The following is a 17842-nucleotide window of genomic DNA, read 5'->3' on the forward strand; positions in this document are numbered from 1 at the left end:
TGAATTGCGGCTGAATTCGGTGTTCAGCCGGAGGCGAGCCGCCCCTGTTCGAGCCGCACGACCCTGTCGGCGATTTCGGTGAGCAGGCCCCGATGCGCGATCGCAAGGACGGTGCGCCTGCCCGCCATGGCATGGAGCGCGGCGCCGACCGCCTCCTCGCTCTGGGAATCGACCGAGCTCGTCGCCTCGTCGAGCACGATGAGATCGGGATCGCGCAGCAGCGCCCGGGCGAGCGCGATACGCTGCCGTTCGCCGCCCGAAAGCGCCTTGCCGCCCTCGCCGAGGTCGCAATCGAGGCCTTCGGGTAGTCGTTCGACGAAATCGGCTGCAGCCTCCTTCAATGCCGCGCGGAGCTGGTCTTCGCTCGCATCGGGTTTCGCCCAGAGGAGATTGTCGCGCACCGTGCCGGAAAAGAGTACCGGCTCCTGCTGGACATAGGCGACGCGGGTCCGCCAGGCGCGCCGCGCGCCCTCGCCGAGCTTCGCGCCGTCGATCGAAATCGACCCCTCGTCGGGCGCGATCAGCCCCGCCGCGATATCGGCCAGCGTGCTCTTGCCCGACCCGGAGCGCCCGGTCAGCGCTAGCATCTCGCCCGCCTCGATCCGCAGGCTTATGCCGCTGAGCGCGGGCCTTCCCGGCTGGTGCGAGAAACTCACGTCTTCGAGTTCGATCCGCTGCGCGAGGCGAGGGGCGTCGCCGTCCAAAACCGGTTCTGCCGCCTCGCTCGCCGCCTCGATCATGGCAAGTCCATCGGCGATCGCGGGTGAGGCATGGCTCCAGCCCTGCATGGCCGACTGGAGCGAGCCGACGAGCGGCAGCGCGCGCACGAAGATCGCCGCCAGCGCGAGCACGATGGCCAGTTCCAGCTCGAGCAGTTCGAGCGCGAGCCAGGCGAGGCCCGCTGCCATGATCGCGCCCCCAATGTGCAAGGCCGCCTGCCCGATCGCGCTGTCACGGACGAAGGCGAATTCGGTGCGACGAAGTTCGCGCAGGCTCTCCGACAGCTCCTGCGACGCCTGTGCCTCGCGCCCGAAACTCTTGAGGATGCGCTGCGCGCCCAAGGTCTCGCCGAGGCGCGAATAGAGGAGGTCGTATCCGCGCGAGAGCGTCTCGCCCAGCGCGCGGGCACGCCGGATGAGCGGGCGATAAAGCAGCAGGACGAAGGCGGCTGCTCCTCCTCCGGTAAGCGCTGCCGCGGGCGAAACCAGCATGGCAGCCAGTGCCAGCGCAAGGAGCGCAAAGGCAAGACGCACGAGCCGTGCCGCCATCTCCACCGCATAGCCTGCCCGGTCGACATTGGTGACCAGCAGAGCCTCGCTCTCTCCGCGCCGCCGCGTCATCGCCCAGCGCCAGTTGGCGTTAAGTAGCGCATCGAGAGCGCGGATGCGGAGCCCGTCGACGATGCGCGCGCGCAAATCCTGTTCGGCCAGCGCCCGCGCGACGTCTGCGACAGAGCGCAGTATCACCAGAACGACGAAAACCGCGAGCAGCACTCCGAGCGATAGCGAAGGCAGCGCGAAAGGCAGTGCGGCCACCTCTCCGCCCTGTGCCGCGAGCGCGATCAGCGGGACGAGGAGGACGAAGCCGATGCCCTCGCTCGCCGCGCCGAGCAGCGAGAGGAGGAGGACCCGCACGGTGGCAGCGCGCGTGCCGATCGCCAGGAGTGCGGGAAGGGTCCGGTCGAAGGCCATCGCCGGTCCTATGCCGCAGCAAGGCAGCGCCGCAAAGGGCGCTCAGAAATCATTGCGCTGCTCGGTATACGACACGAAGGCCGCCGCGGTGAGAGCGCGGGTGATGCCCATCTCGCGCGGGAGGCGGTCCGCCAGGTCTTCGGGCGTCGCCTCCGGCCAGTCGCGCAGCAGGCCCTGCAACCGGTCGATATCGAGGATTTCGGAAAGCTGCCCGTGGCTGCGGATCGCATCGGCCTGCGCGATGAGTTCCTGCCGGCGTGCACCGATGCGGGCGTGCCAGTCTGCGTTGTGACGGCCCTGCCTGCGCTCGAGCCGCTGCGCTTCGGGCATCATGCCCCTTGCCATGCGGCGGGCGAGGAAACGGTCGGTGCCGCCTCGGCGAAGCTGGTCGGTGGGCAGGCCGTGGCAGAATTCAAACAGCGGGCGATAGGCAGTGACGTCGCGGTGCGTGATGCCGTGAAGCCGCTCCAGGCCGAGGTCGACATCCTCGCCGCTGTCGGCACTGGCCCACATCCAGCGGATCGCTTCCTCGCGGCTGGCCGAGACTGTCGCCTCGTCGAACACCGATTGCGAGCGCCGCCGTGCCGCCCGCTCGCGCCAGCTCTTCGTGGCCGCCTCGCTGAGCAGCGATCCGATCGGGCGATCGCCGAAGCGTTCGGGGTGGAAGGCCTTGCGGACGGCGCGTTGCATGCCGTCGGACAGATTCGGCAAGACCGCCTTCGACAAGAGGCGACGCAGGGCCGAATGCCGCTCGTCCTCATGCGCATCGGCAAGCAGGCGGCGCAGCTTGAGGAAGCGGCCGCGCCGCAGTGCTTCTGCAGGCGCCCAGTCGGCATCGAGGCTGATCGTGAAATTGCCGTGCAACCCGGTGAACATGGCATCGCGGCCCTGCCGCTTCGCCGCCTCGAACAAGGGATGGAAGATGCCGATATTGGCGACATTGACGCTGGCCACCTGCGACCGCGCGAGCAGGTCGCGCAGGCGGTGGTCGTGCCCGCCTGCGCCCGGATCGGGGAAATGCGCCTGCAGCCGGGGATGCATTGAAGCGAAGCGTTCGACACGCTTGCGCTCGTCGCCGAATGTGCCTTGTGGAGACGCTCCGTCCCAACCGGCGACCGGCCCGAAAGTGTAGCTGTGCAGCACCGCGTCGCCGGGAAGCTGGCGAAGCAGGGCAGCGGCGGCGAGCGGGCTGTCGAGACCTCCGGAAAGCATGATGGCGGGGGCCCTCACGCCGGAGAGCGCATGGCCCGCTGCTTCGTCCAGCAGCTCGATGCCGCGATCGACATAGGCCTCGTCCGAAGGCAGCTCGACCCGCGGCACCTTGACCGGATCGTAATAGCGCTCGACCTGCCAGTCGGCGCCATTGCAGCGCACCCGGCTGCCGAGCGGCACGCGCCCGATGCCTTCGAACCAGCCACGCGGCTGGCAATCGTGGTGGTCGTAGGCGAGCTGGTCGGCGAGATGATCCCAGTCGATGCGCTTCTCCACGCCCGCGGCAAACAGCGCGCCCAGGAGTGGCGAGGCCACGAGGCAGTCCCTGCGCGCGGCAAAATGCAGGGGCGGCGCGGTCCATGGCGAACGGACGAGCCTCAGACGCTGCGGCCCTTCGACCGTGATCGCGCAATAGTGGCCAACGAGCTTGAAGTCGGCCTCGTCGCCCCAGCGCTCGAGCGCGGCATCGTAGATTTGCGATGGTGCTGCGCTGGCACTGAGGCCAAGCGCGGCGGCGTACTGCGCGGCATTGTCGAGGCGCCCGAAAAAGACCGTCCGCTTTTGTTGCTCAAATTGCGAACCTTCACCCCAGAGAGTGAAGCCGAGGCAATCTTGGTGCGTTGGGTGACAGTTCTTGCCTTCAGCAACGGCCCTGCCGATGGCCTCGAGCCTCGGCGGCTCCAGCCCTCGTCCAAGCCAAGCGGCCGCGATCATCGAAGGGGGCTGCCGGTGCGACGACTGGTCAGGATCGGCGGTTGGGTCCGGCCTGGAAGCCCGAACCGACCGGCCCGGCGATGTCACGGATAGTTCCGAGCCGTTCGAAAGAGGGCTTCTCCCACTGCGGCTTCTTCGGCGTCCCGTTCGTATCGTTCTTGCGCATCGTCACATTTCCTTTGGTGCAACGATAGCAAACCGCTCCGTCACGTCCAAGGCGCTATTGTCCGCTATGCGCAACCAGAGATGCAGCTTCGAGCTGGGTAATCAACTCGGAAACGTCGCGGGCTATGGCCTGGCTATCGCCCTCGTGCTGCTCGGCCATTTCCGCCGCGATCTCTTTTTCGCTCCGCTTGCCGTCGATCGCTTCCCAGACGCTGCGCGCGGTACCTTTGAGCGAGAACAGCTCGCCCCCGTCGAGATCGACGATGAGTATCTCGTCATCCACCTTGGTGGCGACGAAATTTTCCGAGAGCTTGCGCAGTGCGACCATGCGAGGCTTCTAGACGGGCCTGCCAGCCAATCCAAGCCTCGGCACTCGTGGATAAGCCTGTGCGCAAGCTTGTGGGGCCTCGGTGGAGAAGGGTATTTCCGCGAGCCAGCTTCCCGACCCGCGCCAAGGCTGCACCGCATGACCGCTCCGCTTATTTCCCCCTCGATCCTGTCGGCCGATTTCGCGCGCCTTGGTGAAGAGGTCCGTGCCGTCGACGAGGCGGGTGCCGACTGGATCCACATCGACGTGATGGACGGGCATTACGTGCCCAATATCACCATCGGCCCGGCGGTGGTGAAGGCGCTGCGCCCGCACACGAAGAAGACCTTCGACGTCCACCTGATGATTTCGCCGGTGGACCAGTATCTCGAAGCGTTTGCCGATGCAGGCGCGGATATCATCACGGTGCATCCCGAGGCGGGGCCGCACATCCACCGCACGCTCCAGGCGATCAAGAACCTCGGCAAGAAGGCCGGTGTGGTGCTTAACCCGGGCACGCCTGCGAAGATGCTCGACTACCTCATCGAGGAAGTCGACCTCGTGCTGGTGATGAGCGTCAATCCCGGCTTCGGCGGACAGAGCTTTATCCATTCGCAGCTCCGCAAGATCGAGGCGATCCGCAAGATGATCGATCAATGCGGCAAGGACATCCGGCTCGAAGTCGATGGCGGCGTCGATCCGACTACCGCGCCGCTGTGTGTCGATGCGGGCGCCGACGTGCTGGTCGCAGGCTCGGCCACTTTCCGCGGCGGGCCGGAGAAGTATGCGAGCAACATAGCTGCCCTGAAGGGACAGGGATGAGCGAGGGGCACTCCGACCTGCTGAACGCGGCGCGCGAGGACGCGGCCGACGAGATGCAGGTCGCGCTGCCCTTGTTCGACGACCCCGAACCCCACGTCGTCGACGCCGACGAACCCGAGGTTCAGGTCGAGGAACCTGCAGTTGAAGTTCCGCCGGAGCCGGCTCCGCAGCGCAGGCCCGTTCCGCCGCCTGCCAATGATGCAGAGCCCGAGCCGCTGGAACCTGCGCGCGCACTGGTGCCGGCCGATTTCGCCCTGCCGCGCACCGGCCCGATCGAAAGCGTCATGCGGTGGGGCTACCGGCTCGGCATCCCGGGGCCGATCCTCGCTGCACCCTTGCGCAAACCGGCCAAGCCGCGCCTGCTCGGCACCGTCGAGACGCCGCTTGCAGGCGACAGGATCGCGGGCATTTCGCTGCGTGCGGGACAGATGCAGGTCGCCGGCCTCAAGGCTCCGCTCGACAAGATCGACTACAATTCGCCGTCCAAGCTCACCCCGCCCTTCGTACGGGCGGTGCACGGCTTTCTCTGGATGCGCGATCTCTCGTCCTGCGCGACGCGCGCGCAATGCGCCGGGACGGCAGGTCCGATCTTTGCCGCATGGCTCAAGGCCAATCCGCAGGTCGGCAAGGGTCCGGCCTGGAGCGTCGAGCTGGCTGGCCTGAGGCTGCTCAACTGGCTGGTCCATGCACCGATCCTGCTCATCGGAGAGGGCGAGAAGCACAAGCCTGCGATGCTCGAGGCGATGGAGACGACTGCGCGCTGGCTGGACCGGCAGGTCGCGAGCGAGAACGACCGGCTGGCGCAGGTTTGCGGCTGGGCGGCGATCACCGCCGCAGGCCTCCTCATGCCCGATGGCAAGCCGCGCCGTCTTTATGGAGAGGCGGGCCTGCTGCGCTCTCTTGGCGAACTGGTCAGCGACGACGGCGGCGTTCTGTCGCGCAGCCCGAGTGCGCAGGCCGAAGCGATTGCGCTGCTGATCGACCTGCGCGCCTGCTACGCCGCCGTCGGCCGCGAGCCGCCGCAGGGCATTGAATCGATCCTCGGCCTGCTCGTGCCCGCGCTTCTTTCGCTGCGCATGGGCGATCGCGGACTGGGCAGCTGGCACGGCTCTGCGGCGATGAGCGAGGAAGCTCTCGACGCGCTGGTCACTGCCAGCGGCGTGCGCAGCCGCCCGATGCTCGAATCGCGGCACTGGGGTTACCAGCGCATTCGCGGCAAGGACGGCGTGCTGGTGTTCGACGCCGCGCCGCCGCCCAAGCCGCGCCATGCCCGCCATGCCTGCGCCTCGACGCTCGCCTTCGAATTCTCGCATCGCGCACAGCGGATCATCGTCAATTGCGGCGGTGCGGAGCTTGCAGGCGCGCTGGTTCCGGCGCGGATCGAGCAGGGCCTGCGCGGAACCTCCGCCCATTCGACGCTGGTGCTGGAGGAAACCAACTCCACCGCCGTCCTCCTCCACGGGCAGGTGGGCAAGGGTGTCGAGGAAGTCGATTTCTCGCGCGAGACCATCGAGCAGGGAGCGCGCAAGGCGACCAGGTTCGAGGCGGTCCATAATGGCTATGCCTCGCGCTTCGGCCTGCTTCACCGCCGCATCCTGATCCTGTCGGACGATGGCGGCGAGTTGCGCGGCGAGGACGTGCTCGAACCCTCCACTCGCAAGGGCAAGCGCGGCAAGATCGGTTTCGCCATGCGCTTCCATCTCGGTCGCGGGATCGAGGCGCGGGTGAGCGACGATGGACATGGTGTGCACCTTGCCCTTCCCGACGCAAGCTACTGGCAATTTCGCCTCGCAGGCACTAGCGGCGAGGCGCACTGCACGCTCGAGGATTCGCTGTGGGTCGATGGCCACGGCCGTCCGCACGCCGTGCAGCAGATCGTGGTCGAAGGCATGGCCGCTCGCAGCGGGGAACGCTTCCCCTGGCTGCTCAAGAAAATGGGATAGAAGTTTCAATGGCAGACGTGGCGATCAAGCGGGCGCTTCTCTCGGTGTCCGACAAAAGCGGTTTGGTTGACCTGGGCAAGGCATTGGCCGCGAAAGGCGTGGAACTGGTGTCGACCGGCGGCACCGCGAAGGCGCTGCGCGAGGCGGGCCTCGAGGTGAAGGACGTCTCCGATCTCACCAGTTTCCCCGAGATGATGGACGGCCGCGTGAAGACGCTGCACCCGATGGTCCACGGCGGCCTTCTCGCCGTACGTGACAATCCCGAACACGCCGCTGCCATGGAAGAGCATGCGATCGGAGCGATCGATCTCGTAGTCGTGAACCTCTATCCCTTCGAAGCCACCGTGATGCGCGGCGCCGAGCGCGACGAAATCATCGAGAATATCGATATCGGCGGCCCCAGCATGGTGCGCAGCGCGGCCAAGAACCACGCATTTGTCACCATCGTCACCGATCCGGCCGATTACGACACGCTGATCGGCGAGCTCGAAGCGAGCGGCGCGACCTCGCTCGACTTCCGCCGCAAGTGCGCGGCCAAGGCTTTCGCAGCCACGGCGGCCTATGATTCGATGATCAGCCAGTGGTTCGCTTTCGCCGACCAGCAGCAGCTCTTCCCCGACTTCCTCGCGGTCAACGGCAAGGCACCGGTCGAGCTGCGCTATGGCGAGAACCCGCACCAGAAGGCGGCGCTCTACACCCCCAGCGGCCCGCACGGCAAAGGCATCGCGCAAGCCGAGCAGCTGCAGGGTAAGGAGCTGAGCTATAACAATTACAACGATGCCGACGCCGCGCTCGAACTTTGCGCCGAATTCGCGGGCGGGGAACCGGCGGTGGTCATCGTCAAGCACGCCAACCCCTGCGGTGTGGCGCAAGGCTCGACGCTGATCGAGGCATGGAACGAGGCCCTCGCTTGCGACAGCGTGTCGGCCTTCGGCGGCATCGTTGCGGTGAATACCGAGCTCGACGGTGAGACCGCCCGCGCGATCTGCGAGATCTTCACCGAAGTCGTGATAGCGCCGTCCGTTTCGGACGAGGCGGGCGAGGCCTTCGCCAAGAAGAAGAACCTGCGCCTGCTCGTTACCGGCGACCTGCCCGATCCGCGCCGCGGCGGGCTGATGGTCAAGCCGATCACCGGCGGCCTGCTGGTGCAGACGCGCGACAATGGCGCGATCACCGAGGCCGATCTCAAGGTCGTGACCAAGCGCGAGCCGACCGAACAGGAATTGAAGGACTGCCTTTTCGCCTGGACCGTGGCGCGCCACGTCAAGTCGAACGCGATCGTCTATGCCAAGGACGGCGCGACCGCGGGCATCGGTGCAGGCCAGATGAACCGCCGCGATTCTTCGCGCATCGCCGCGATTAAGGCTGCAGAGGCTGCCGAGAAGTATGGCTGGGAGCAGAGCCGCGCCGTTGGCAGCGCCGTGGCCTCGGATGCGTTCTTCCCCTTTGCCGACGGCCTGCTGGCCGCTGCCGAGGCGGGCGCGACTGCGATCATCCAGCCGGGCGGTTCGATCCGCGACGAGGAAGTGATCGCGGCGGCGGACGAGCAGAATCTCGCCATGGTGTTTACCGGAATGCGACACTTCCGGCACTAATCGGGTGACCGAGCTGCGGAACGGCCGACTGATCGGCTGAACCGTTCACAACAATCGCATTCAGCACGTTGCAATTGGGCGGCGTGTAACCACGTGGGATATTCCCGCGAAAGAACACAACATGAGCCTTTTTACCCCCGACCTCTATCGCAATTTCGGCATCGGCTTCCTCGCCGGCGCCATTATCGTCGCTTTCTCGAACGGAGTCGAAATCGTCTCCACGATCGCGGCCATCGTCTGATGCGTCGAATTGCCCTCCTCCTTGCCGCAGGTGCACTGGCAACTACCAGCGCCTGCCAGCAGCCCGCCATTGCCGCCGAAAAGGTGGTCGAGGCGCCGGCTGCCGCGCGCAAGGCGAACGAGGGCGCCGGCCTCAAGACCGCCATCTTCGCAGGTGGCTGCTTCTGGGGCGTCGAAGCCGTGTTCAGCCATACCAAGGGCGTGACGAGCGCCGTTTCCGGCTATCACGGCGGCACCAGCCGCGAGGCCAAGTATAGCCTGGTTTCTGCAGGCGCGACCAACCACGTCGAGGCCGTGAAGGTCGTCTACGATCCGAAGGTCGTTCGCTACGACCAACTGCTGCGCATCTTCTTCTCGGTGGTCATCGATCCCACGCTCAAGAACCGGCAGGGCCCCGATCGCGGGGCGCATTACAATGCCGAGCTCATTCCCTTGTCGGCTGAACAGCGCAAGGTCGCCGCATCCTATCTCGCGCAGCTCAAAAAGAGCGGGCTTTGGTCCAAGCCTATCGTGACCAGCATCGAGCCTGCGCGCACATTCTATCCGGCTGAGACCTACCACCAGGATTTCGCCGACAAGAACCCGCGCCACGGCTACATCGTGCGCTGGGATGCGCCCAAGGTAGCCGCGCTGAAGCGGCTTTATCCCTCGCTCTACCGCGCCGAGTTCAAGCGCGACTGACCTTGCGCAGCGCCCCGCGCGGGCTTACCTCTCGCGCATGGCAGGACACGCACACGCACATAAGGAACATTCGGGCGAGGATCTGATCGATGCCGCCCGTCACACGCTGACCGATGCGGGCGAACAGTGGACGGGCATGCGCCAGTCCGTGTTCGAAGAGCTCGCGCGGCACGAAAAGCCGGCCAGCGCCTATGACATCGCCGACAACCTTTCGGCAGCGCGCGGCAAGCGCGTGGCGCCCAACAGCGTGTACCGCATCCTCGACCTGTTCGTGCGCAACAACCTCGCCAACCGGATCGAGAGCGCAAACGCCTATCTCGTCAACACGCATCCGGGCTGCCGCCACGATTGCATCTTCCTGATCTGCGACGATTGCGGGAAGGCGCGCCACCTCGATGACGAGCGCGTGACCGGCGCATTGCGCGAAGCGGGCAAGGATGCCGGCTTTACCGACGTGCGCCCGGTGATCGAGCTGCGCGGGCTGTGCGACGATTGCGCCGCCTAATTTGGTCGATAGGGCGTGCTTTTTTGTCGACGAACCGTTCATCGACAGTTTCGAAAACCGCGTGTAAGGCATTCGTATGAGTGAACGCCCCCAGACCCCGTTGCTTGACACGGTCAACACCCCCGACGACCTCCGCAAGCTTGAAAAAGATCAGCTTCGCCAGCTCTCTGACGAACTGCGCGCAGAAATGATCGACGCCGTCGGCACCACCGGCGGGCACCTCGGTTCGGGGCTCGGCGTGGTCGAGCTGACCACCGCGATCCACTACGTATTCAACACGCCCGAGGACAAGCTTGTCTGGGACGTGGGCCACCAGTGCTATCCGCACAAGATCCTGACCGGTCGCCGCGACCGTATCCGCACGCTGCGCCAGGGCGGGGGCCTTTCGGGCTTCACCAAGCGGGCGGAGAGCGAATACGATCCCTTCGGCGCTGCCCACAGCTCGACCTCGATCAGCGCCGCACTCGGTTTTGCCATGGCGAACAAGATGCTGGGCAAGCCCGGCCGCGGCATTGCCGTGATCGGCGACGGCGCGATGAGCGCGGGCATGGCCTATGAGGCGATGAACAATGCCGAACAGGCGGGCAATCGCCTCGTGGTCATCCTCAACGATAACGACATGTCGATCGCGCCGCCGGTCGGTGGTCTTTCGGCCTATCTCGCGCGAACCGTATCGAGCAGCGAATATCTCGGCCTTCGCAGCCTTGCCTCGCGCCTGTCGAAGAAGCTCAGCCGCCGCGTACACCACGGTCTCGAAAAGGCTGAAGAATATGCCCGCGGCATGGTCACCGGCGGTACGCTGTTCGAGGAACTCGGCTTCTATTACGTCGGCCCGATCGACGGCCACAATCTCGACCACCTCATCCCCGTGCTCGAAAACGTGCGCGACAGCGAACAGGGCCCGGTCCTGATCCATGTCGTGACAAAGAAGGGCAAGGGCTACGCGCCCGCCGAGAACAGCGCCGACAAGTATCACGGCGTCGCCAAGTTCGACGTCGTCACCGGAGAACAGAAGAAATCGAAGGGCGGCCCGCCCGCTTATCAGAACGTCTTCGGTGAAACGCTCGCCAAGCTCGCGAACGGCGATCCGCGCATCTGCGCCATCACCGCCGCGATGCCCTCCGGCACGGGCGTCGACAAATTCGCCACGGCGCATCCCGACAAGGCCTTCGACGTCGGCATCGCCGAACAGCACGGCGTCACCTTCGCTGCAGGGCTTGCCGCCGAAGGCATGCGTCCCTTCGCCGCGATCTATTCGACCTTCCTCCAGCGCGCCTACGACCAAGTGGTGCACGACGTGGCGATCCAGAACCTGCCCGTGCGCTTCGCAATCGACCGCGCCGGTCTCGTGGGCGCCGACGGCTGCACGCACGCAGGCGCCTTCGACATCACCTATCTCGCCACGCTGCCCAACATGGTCGTGATGGCCGCCGCCGACGAGGCGGAACTCGCGCACATGACCTATACGGCTGCCGAGTATGACGAGGGGCCGATCGCCTTCCGCTATCCGCGAGGGAGCGGCACGGGCGTCGAAATACCCGAGCAGCTCGAGAAGCTCGAAATCGGCAGGGGCCGCATCGTGCGCGAAGGCAGCAAGGTCGCGATCCTCTCGCTCGGCGCGCGCCTCGAAGAGGCCAAGAAGGCTGCCGACCAGCTCGAGGCCAAGGGCCTTTCGACCACGGTCGCGGACATGCGCTTCGCCAAGCCGCTCGACACCGAGCTGATCGAGAAGTTGATGCGCAGCCACGAGGTCGTGGTGACGGTCGAGGAAGGCGCCGTCGGCGGCCTCGGCGCGCACGTCCTGACCTTCGCCAGCGACAGCGGCCTGACCGACAACGGGCTCAAGGTGCGCACCATGCGCCTGCCCGATGTCTTCCAGGATCAGGACGACCCTGCCAAGCAGTATGACGAGGCGGGCCTCAACGCGCCGCATATCGTCGACACGGTGCTCGGCGCGCTTCGCCACAATTCAGCAGGCGTGGAAGAGGCGCGCGCTTGAGCCGACTGGTCCGCGTCCTCATGTGGATCGTCGGCCTCGCAATCGTAGCCTACCTGATCGTGCTGGCGCTGCTGTGGGCGCAGCAGGGGCGGCTGATCTATCCCGCGCCCACGGCGCTCACGTCCCCGACCGGCGGGTTCGAGCAGGTCGCCTACCGCACGAGCGACGGGCTCGACCTTGCCGCCGGATACCGTGCGGGCGAACCCGGCAAGCCCACCATCCTCTACTTCCATGGCAATGGCGCCGACTGGGTGTCGAGCGTGGTGGCGACGGACAGGCTCGTGCCCTCGGGCTACGGGGTGTTGGCCGCCGAATACCGCGGCTATCGCGGCAATCCCGGAACGCCGTGCGAGGAAGGCCTCTACCGCGACGGACGTGCGGCGCTCGCCTTCCTTGCGGACCGTGGCATCCCCTCAGAGGATGTCGTCATGATCGGCAATTCGATCGGTTCGGGCGTTGCGGTCCAGATGGCCAGCGAGCAGGCGCCACAGGCGCTCGTGCTGATCTCGCCCTTCGCCAGCCTGAGGCAGCTCGTGGGCGAGAAGATGCGCTGGGTCCCGAGCGGCCTGTTGCTGCGCGACCGCTACGAGAACGCGGAGAAAATCACCGGCATCGATGCGCCCGTCCTGCTGCTGCATGGCGATGCAGACACGCTGATCCCCGATACGCATTCGCGCCAGCTGGGCCGGTTGCGCGATGATGCGAAGCTGGTCATCTTCGAAGGCAAGGGACACGACCTTGCCTGGCACGACGAGGCCGAAGAGGCCGTGCTGTCCTTTCTCGATACTTTGAATACGCGAGGCACCGAGCGATGAGCCTGCTCCAGATCGAAACCGTCGACCATGTCACCACGCTGACGCTAAACCGGCCCGACAGCATGAACCCGCTCGGCGCGGCGGGAGATGGCGACGCCTTTGCCGAGGCCTGCGATGCGATCAACGCCGACATGAACGTGCGCTGCGCGATCCTGACCGGGGCGGGACGGGCCTTCTCAGCCGGTGGCGATATCAAGGCGATGAAAGATAAGACCGGCAATTTCGGCGGCACCGCGCCGGAAATCGCCGATGGCTACCGCAACAACATCCACAAGATCCTGCGCGCGCTCTACTCGCTGCGCGTGCCGCTGATCGCCGCGGTCAACGGTCCCGCAATCGGTCTCGGCTGCGATCTGGCCTGCCTTGCAGACATGCGCATCGCGAGCGAGAAGGCGAAGTTCGGCGTGACCTTCCTCAAGCTCGGCATCATCCCGGGCGATGGCGGTACGTGGATCCTCCCGCGCATCATCGGCGAAGCGCGCGCGGCCGAGCTGTTCTACACCGGCGATGTGATCGACGCGCACACCGCGCTCGACTGGGGACTGGTGAGCCGTGTCGCCGCGCACGAGGAGCTGATGGGCAAGGCGCAAGCGCTTGCGGCCAAGGTCGCCGCCATGCCCCCGCACGCATTGCGGCAGGCGAAGAACCTCATGCGGCAAGGACGCTCGACTTCCTATGATGCCGCGCTCGAAATGGCCGCCAACGCGCAGGCGCTGATGCACTCGACGCAGGATCACATGGAAGGCGTCGACGCGCTGATCGAGAAGCGCGCGCCGAGGTTCACCGGCCGGTAGTGTTGGGTGCGGCGTTGGATATGCCCGATTGGCTCTTCGCGACCCTGTTCGTGGGGATCTTGGCCATTGTAGTCGGGACAATTGCGTGGCGAAACACTGCCCGTGAAATCATGCGAACCGCCGCTCGTCGTCCGAGCCCGACGCAAGAGGAATTCCTCGCCATGATGACGCAGGACGTTTCCGAGCGAACCGCCCTTTTCCTGTGGGACAGAGCAATGGACGGATTGCCGTCATCGCTCACTCCGCATCCGGATGACGACCTTGTCGAAGACTTGCCGATTGATGACGAAGAGTGGAGTCTTGATTGGCCGAGCGAGTACGCCCAGCTGAAGGGATTCCACGAAAGCAATCTCGCCGACTGGCCCGAAAGTTGGCCGCCGACGCTTCGTAATTATGGAAAGTGGCTCGACCGCTCTCCGAAAGCCTAACCGACCCAGCGCCAGATACCGGCAGGAATGCCGCCCGCACCGATGTGCCACCAGGTGATCCCGAGCCAGGCAGCGATGCCGGCGACCCATAGCAGCAGGCCTGCGCCCGGGAGTTTGCCCCATTTCGGCCAGTAGCTGGTCTTGGCTTCCCACTCTGCCCATGCCTCGCCCATCAGCACTTCCTTCTTGCGGTCCTGCATCCGCGCACCGACCAGCGCGAGCACGAGGATGGCGAGCGCGACCACATTGGTCCGCCAGCTCCACCACAGCACGAGGTGCGAGATCGCCCAGAGCGCGAAGCCCCACATCATCGGGTGGCGGGTAACCGCAAACACGCCCTTCGGGTCGCGCGCGGCAAGCTTCTCTGCGCCAGGCGCGGGCAGGGCCGGATTGCCGATGAGCGATCCGAGGAAAAGTACCAGTGCGGGCAGGGTGATGATCGTTGAGACGATCCAGCCGATCTCCCCGGTCCCGCCCAGCCCTCCGGAAGGTGCAGCGACGAATGCGAAGTACATCCACGCCATGCAGGCCGCCGCGACGATGCTGTAGAGCACGCTGAAACCGCCTGCCCCGACCGCTTTGACAAGCGGTGCGCGCAGTGGATGCGAAAGGGCAAAATGCGTGCCGACAAAAGCCAGCGAGGCCGCGACAAGCGAAACGAGCGGATCCATGACAACCTCCCCTTGGTCAGCGGGAGGCTATCACAAAAGCGCCGGTCGGCAAGCGCGGCTCAGCGCCCCTCGATACCGATCAGCTCGACCTTGAACTTCAGCGTCGCTCCGCCCGGGATCGGGCCCTTGCCCTTGGGCCCGTAGGCTAGGTCCGCAGGCGCGGCGATCTCGATCGTGTCGCCCACGCCCATTTCTGGGATCGCCATCTGCCAGGCCTTTATGAGGCGCCCGAGCGGGAAGGTCACGGGCTCGCCGCGATCGTAGCTCGAATCGAAGGTCTCGCCGTCGATGAAGGTGCCCGCGTAGTGGACGGTCACGCGGTCCTCGACGGTCGGCTTCACATCCGACCCGGCATAGCTGACGTAGCGCCAGCGCAGCCCGCCATCCATCGTGTACCAGCCGTCCTCGGCCTTGAGTCCGGCGAGATAGGCCTGTTGCGCGCTCATCCAAGCAATGTCTTGCGAGCGGTCGGGCCCGCCGTCCTGTGCGGTCGCGGCGGCAAAGCCCACCGCTGCAAATGCCGCGCCGAGCGCGATCAGCGTGCTGCGCATGTCGTTAATCGTTCCTACCAGTCGTAAGCCTTGGGAAGATCGCTTTCGTCGAGGTCGCGATAGCGGTCACGCAGGCGGCTCTGGTGGTTTTCAAGCGGCTGCGCAACCCCGTCGATATAGACCTGCGTCGGCACCGAGCCCACTTCGAGCGGATCGCCGTCCCAGATCACGATATCGCCCGCTGCGCCAGGCTTCAATACGCCTGCCTGGTCGCCCATCCCGCTAATCTCTGCAGGGACGGAGGAAATCGCGGCGAAGGCCTGGCCCCAGCTCAGCCCGTCGGCACCCGGAACGCGGGTCAGCGCGACGAGATTGCCGGCATACTGGTTGAGGTTGCGCGGGTTCTCCATCGCCGAGGCGTTGATGCCCACCTTCACCCCCGCCGCGACCATGCGGCCGATGTTCGACTGGGTGGAGCCGAGCTGTTCGAAGCTGCTGGGCAGGTCGTCGAGGCCGTCGGCGATCACCGGCACGCCTGCAGCGGCGATTTCGGGGGCGACCATCCAGCCCTCGCTCGCGCCCACGAGCACGAGGTCGAGTGCGCGGTATTCGCGCTTGAGGTCCAGCACGCCGCGAATATCGGCGGCGCGTTCGACCATGACGTAGAGCTTCTGGCGCCCGGTCACGACCGGAACCAGCGCCTCTGCATCGGCGCGGGTGAGCATGGCGCTTTCAGCATCCCAGCGGCCGTTCGCCGCCTCGCGCGCTTCGCGCAGGGCATTGGCGAATTCGACATAGCTGGCCACGCGGCTGCCGCCCGCAAGCCTCGCGCCCGCTTCGCCGAGGCGCACGGTCTGGAATGCACGGGCCTTGGTCACCGGATCGGGATCGGCGCCGAGATCGATCAGCGCGCCCTGCCCGCCGAAGATCGAGCCGGTGCTGCCCATCAGCGTCGCCGCACGAGTGACGCCTGCGGCGCGGTGGATCTTGATGTGCTGCGAGGCAGGATTGATCGCGCGGCTCACGTCGAGAGCTGCGTTGAAAGGCGAATCCCCGGCACGCGTATCGTTCGATTCGCTCACCGCGCCGACATCCCAAAGGCCGAGCGTGGTGACCGTGGCGAAGAGGCCGGGCGTGACCCAGCGGCCTGTACCGTCGACGACGGGCAGCTCGCTATCCGGAGTGACGTTCTGTCCGACCATGACGATGCGCCCATTGCGGACAATCACGCTCGCATCGGTCATCGGTTCGCTGCCATCACCCTTGGCTACAGTCGCATTGGTGATCACGAAATCCTGTGCGCTCAGCGGGCTGGTCATTGCGAGGGCAGCCATCCCGGCGGCAAGGGTCAGGGCGCGCTTCATTTCACATCTCCTTCACCGGGCTGGCCGAGCTCGAAATCGCTCACCGGCCGCCGCTTGCGGTCCATCGCATCGAACATCAGCGCACCGTCGATCCAGACCTTTTCGGGCCTCGAATAGACGCTCAGCGGATCGCCGTTCCACAGCACCACGTCGGCCATCTTCCCGGTCTCGAGGCTTCCGGTCATGCCGTCGATGCCCATGGCCTTGGCCGGGTTGAGCGTGATCCACGAGATCACCGTCGCATCGGGAATGTCGATACCTGCACGAAGGCCTGCTGCCTGCGCCTTGGCCGCTTCCTGGTTGAGGCGCTGGATGCCGTTCGCATCGTCGGAGTGGATGACCACGCAGGCATCCTCGCGCTGGAGGTAGGCGGCGTTTTCGAGGATGCCGTCATAGGCTTCCATCTTGAAGCCGTACCAGTCTGCCCAGATCGCGCTGCACACGCCGTTCTCGCGCAGCAGATCGCCGATCTTGTAGGCTTCGACCGCGTGGTGGAAGGCCGAGACGCGGTATCCCATCTCCTTGGCCATATCCATGACGAGCGCCATCTCGTCGGCGCGGTAACAGTGGTTGTGGACGAGGATGTCGCCGTCGAGCACGCCGACCAGCGTTTCCTTGGCTAGGTCGCGCTTGTCGCGGTCACCTTCGGCATAGGCGACGGCATCGAGCCAGGTCTGGCGGTTGACCGCGAAGTTGCCCATGCGGGTCGAGGGCATGCGGCCGCGGTTGCCGTAGACTCGCTTGGGGTTCTCGCCGCAGGCCATCTTGAAGCCGTAGGGCGCGCCGGGGAACTTCATCCCCTGAACGGTGCGCGCGGGCACGTTCTTGAGCGTGGAGGCCCGCCCGCCCATCAGGTTTGCCGAGCCGGGCAGGATCTGCAGACTGGTCACGCCGCCATTGGCGAGTGCGCGCGAGAAGCCCGGGTCCTGCGGCCAGATCGAATGCTCGGCCCAGACTTCGGGAGTGGTCGGGCTGGTCGCTTCGTTGCCATCCGAATGCGCGTCGACCTGCGGGCTGGGATAGTCACCGAGGTGCGAGTGGATGTCGATCACGCCGGGCGTGACGAACTTGCCCGCCGCATCGATGCGGTCGTAGCCGTCGGTCGAAAGCGAGGCGTCGCCGATTGCGACGACCTTGCCGTCGCGGAAGAGGACCGTGCCATTGTCGATCCGCCCGCCGGTACCATCGTAGACGACCGCGCCGACCAGCGCGGTGGGGCGTCCGGGATAGGGGGTGTAGGTGGACGGGAAGGGCTCGCGGCCGTCCTTGCCGACCGGCGCGCTCCATTCCTTGTCCGAAGCGCCGTCGGAAGCGGACGCGACGTCCGGCTTGGCATCGGCGGTTGAGCAGGCGGCGAGGCTTGCGGCGAGCGCAAGCGGGGCAAGTTTCTTCATGCAGTCCCCCA

Annotated in this window: 17 protein-coding genes; 9 read left to right on the plus strand and 8 right to left on the minus strand. The window is 66.0% G+C overall.

Annotation, left to right across the window (positions count from 1 at the left end; all coding sequences use genetic code 11):
- Positions 1-23: 23 nt before the first annotated feature.
- The 4 genes from ACZ1G8_RS06380 to ACZ1G8_RS06395 are packed head-to-tail and all read right to left on the minus strand — an operon-like array spanning position 24 to position 4110.
- A complete protein-coding gene (locus ACZ1G8_RS06380) occupies positions 24-1691 on the minus strand; it encodes an ABC transporter ATP-binding protein (RefSeq protein ID WP_472681072.1) in 1668 nt (555 codons plus the stop codon).
- A gap of 42 nt (positions 1692-1733) precedes the next feature.
- Entirely contained in the window at positions 1734-3617 is a 1884-nt protein-coding gene (locus ACZ1G8_RS06385; RefSeq protein WP_472681074.1) for an asparagine synthase-related protein, read from the minus strand.
- 28 nt (positions 3618-3645) lie between these two features.
- Positions 3646-3783, minus strand: coding sequence for a hypothetical protein (locus tag ACZ1G8_RS06390; RefSeq protein ID WP_221551029.1), 138 nt, complete (start codon positions 3781-3783; stop codon positions 3646-3648).
- A 54-nt stretch (positions 3784-3837) separates the two neighbouring features.
- Positions 3838-4110: a PqqD family protein gene (locus ACZ1G8_RS06395; RefSeq protein ID WP_472681076.1), complete on the minus strand. Its 273-nt coding sequence runs from the start codon at positions 4108-4110 to the stop codon at positions 3838-3840.
- A gap of 138 nt (positions 4111-4248) precedes the next feature.
- Between ACZ1G8_RS06395 and rpe the strand changes: the two genes are divergently transcribed.
- The 9 genes from rpe to ACZ1G8_RS06440 all read left to right on the plus strand — a co-directional run bounded on the left by rpe (position 4249) and on the right by ACZ1G8_RS06440 (position 13911).
- Positions 4249-4911, plus strand: a complete 663-nt coding sequence (gene rpe / locus ACZ1G8_RS06400; protein ID WP_472681077.1) for a ribulose-phosphate 3-epimerase — start codon at positions 4249-4251, stop codon at positions 4909-4911.
- On the plus strand, positions 4908-6854 hold the full coding sequence (locus ACZ1G8_RS06405) for a heparinase II/III domain-containing protein (RefSeq protein WP_472681078.1): 1947 nt from the start codon (positions 4908-4910) through the stop codon (positions 6852-6854). The genes rpe and ACZ1G8_RS06405 overlap by 4 nt, the downstream gene beginning before the upstream one ends.
- A gap of 8 nt (positions 6855-6862) precedes the next feature.
- Entirely contained in the window at positions 6863-8449 is a 1587-nt protein-coding gene (purH, locus tag ACZ1G8_RS06410) for a bifunctional phosphoribosylaminoimidazolecarboxamide formyltransferase/IMP cyclohydrolase (RefSeq protein WP_472681079.1), read from the plus strand.
- Positions 8450-8689: 240 nt separating this feature from the next.
- Positions 8690-9370: a peptide-methionine (S)-S-oxide reductase MsrA gene (gene msrA / locus ACZ1G8_RS06415; protein WP_472681081.1), complete on the plus strand. Its 681-nt coding sequence runs from the start codon at positions 8690-8692 to the stop codon at positions 9368-9370.
- 37 nt (positions 9371-9407) lie between these two features.
- Entirely contained in the window at positions 9408-9875 is a 468-nt protein-coding gene (locus ACZ1G8_RS06420) for a Fur family transcriptional regulator (RefSeq protein ID WP_472681082.1), read from the plus strand.
- Positions 9876-9951: 76 nt separating this feature from the next.
- On the plus strand, positions 9952-11874 hold the full coding sequence (gene dxs, locus ACZ1G8_RS06425) for a 1-deoxy-D-xylulose-5-phosphate synthase (RefSeq protein ID WP_472681084.1): 1923 nt from the start codon (positions 9952-9954) through the stop codon (positions 11872-11874).
- Positions 11871-12689: an alpha/beta hydrolase gene (locus ACZ1G8_RS06430; RefSeq protein ID WP_472681085.1), complete on the plus strand. Its 819-nt coding sequence runs from the start codon at positions 11871-11873 to the stop codon at positions 12687-12689. Before dxs ends, ACZ1G8_RS06430 begins: the two co-directional genes overlap by 4 nt.
- A complete protein-coding gene (locus tag ACZ1G8_RS06435; protein WP_472681087.1) occupies positions 12686-13483 on the plus strand; it encodes a crotonase/enoyl-CoA hydratase family protein in 798 nt (265 codons plus the stop codon). Before ACZ1G8_RS06430 ends, ACZ1G8_RS06435 begins: the two co-directional genes overlap by 4 nt.
- Positions 13484-13485: 2 nt before the next feature.
- Positions 13486-13911 carry a hypothetical protein gene (locus tag ACZ1G8_RS06440; protein ID WP_472681089.1) on the plus strand — a complete coding sequence of 142 codons (426 nt, stop codon included), beginning with the start codon at positions 13486-13488 and terminating at the stop codon, positions 13909-13911.
- On the opposite strand, the gene ACZ1G8_RS06445 is transcribed toward ACZ1G8_RS06440, so the two are convergent.
- Genes ACZ1G8_RS06445 through ACZ1G8_RS06460 form a run of 4 tightly spaced genes read right to left on the minus strand, consistent with a single transcriptional unit; the run spans position 13908 to position 17831 of the window.
- Entirely contained in the window at positions 13908-14582 is a 675-nt protein-coding gene (locus tag ACZ1G8_RS06445; protein WP_472681090.1) for an NnrU family protein, read from the minus strand. The genes ACZ1G8_RS06440 and ACZ1G8_RS06445 overlap by 4 nt on opposite strands.
- Positions 14583-14641: 59 nt before the next feature.
- On the minus strand, positions 14642-15133 hold the full coding sequence (locus ACZ1G8_RS06450; protein ID WP_472681091.1) for an FKBP-type peptidyl-prolyl cis-trans isomerase: 492 nt from the start codon (positions 15131-15133) through the stop codon (positions 14642-14644).
- A 14-nt stretch (positions 15134-15147) separates the two neighbouring features.
- On the minus strand, positions 15148-16437 hold the full coding sequence (locus ACZ1G8_RS06455) for an amidohydrolase family protein (RefSeq protein ID WP_472681093.1): 1290 nt from the start codon (positions 16435-16437) through the stop codon (positions 15148-15150).
- Entirely contained in the window at positions 16434-17831 is a 1398-nt protein-coding gene (locus tag ACZ1G8_RS06460) for an amidohydrolase (protein ID WP_472681094.1), read from the minus strand. Before ACZ1G8_RS06460 ends, ACZ1G8_RS06455 begins: the two co-directional genes overlap by 4 nt.
- Positions 17832-17842 lie beyond the last annotated feature (11 nt).

The sequence above is a fragment of the Qipengyuania sp. BR81-2 genome, from assembly GCF_055693895.1.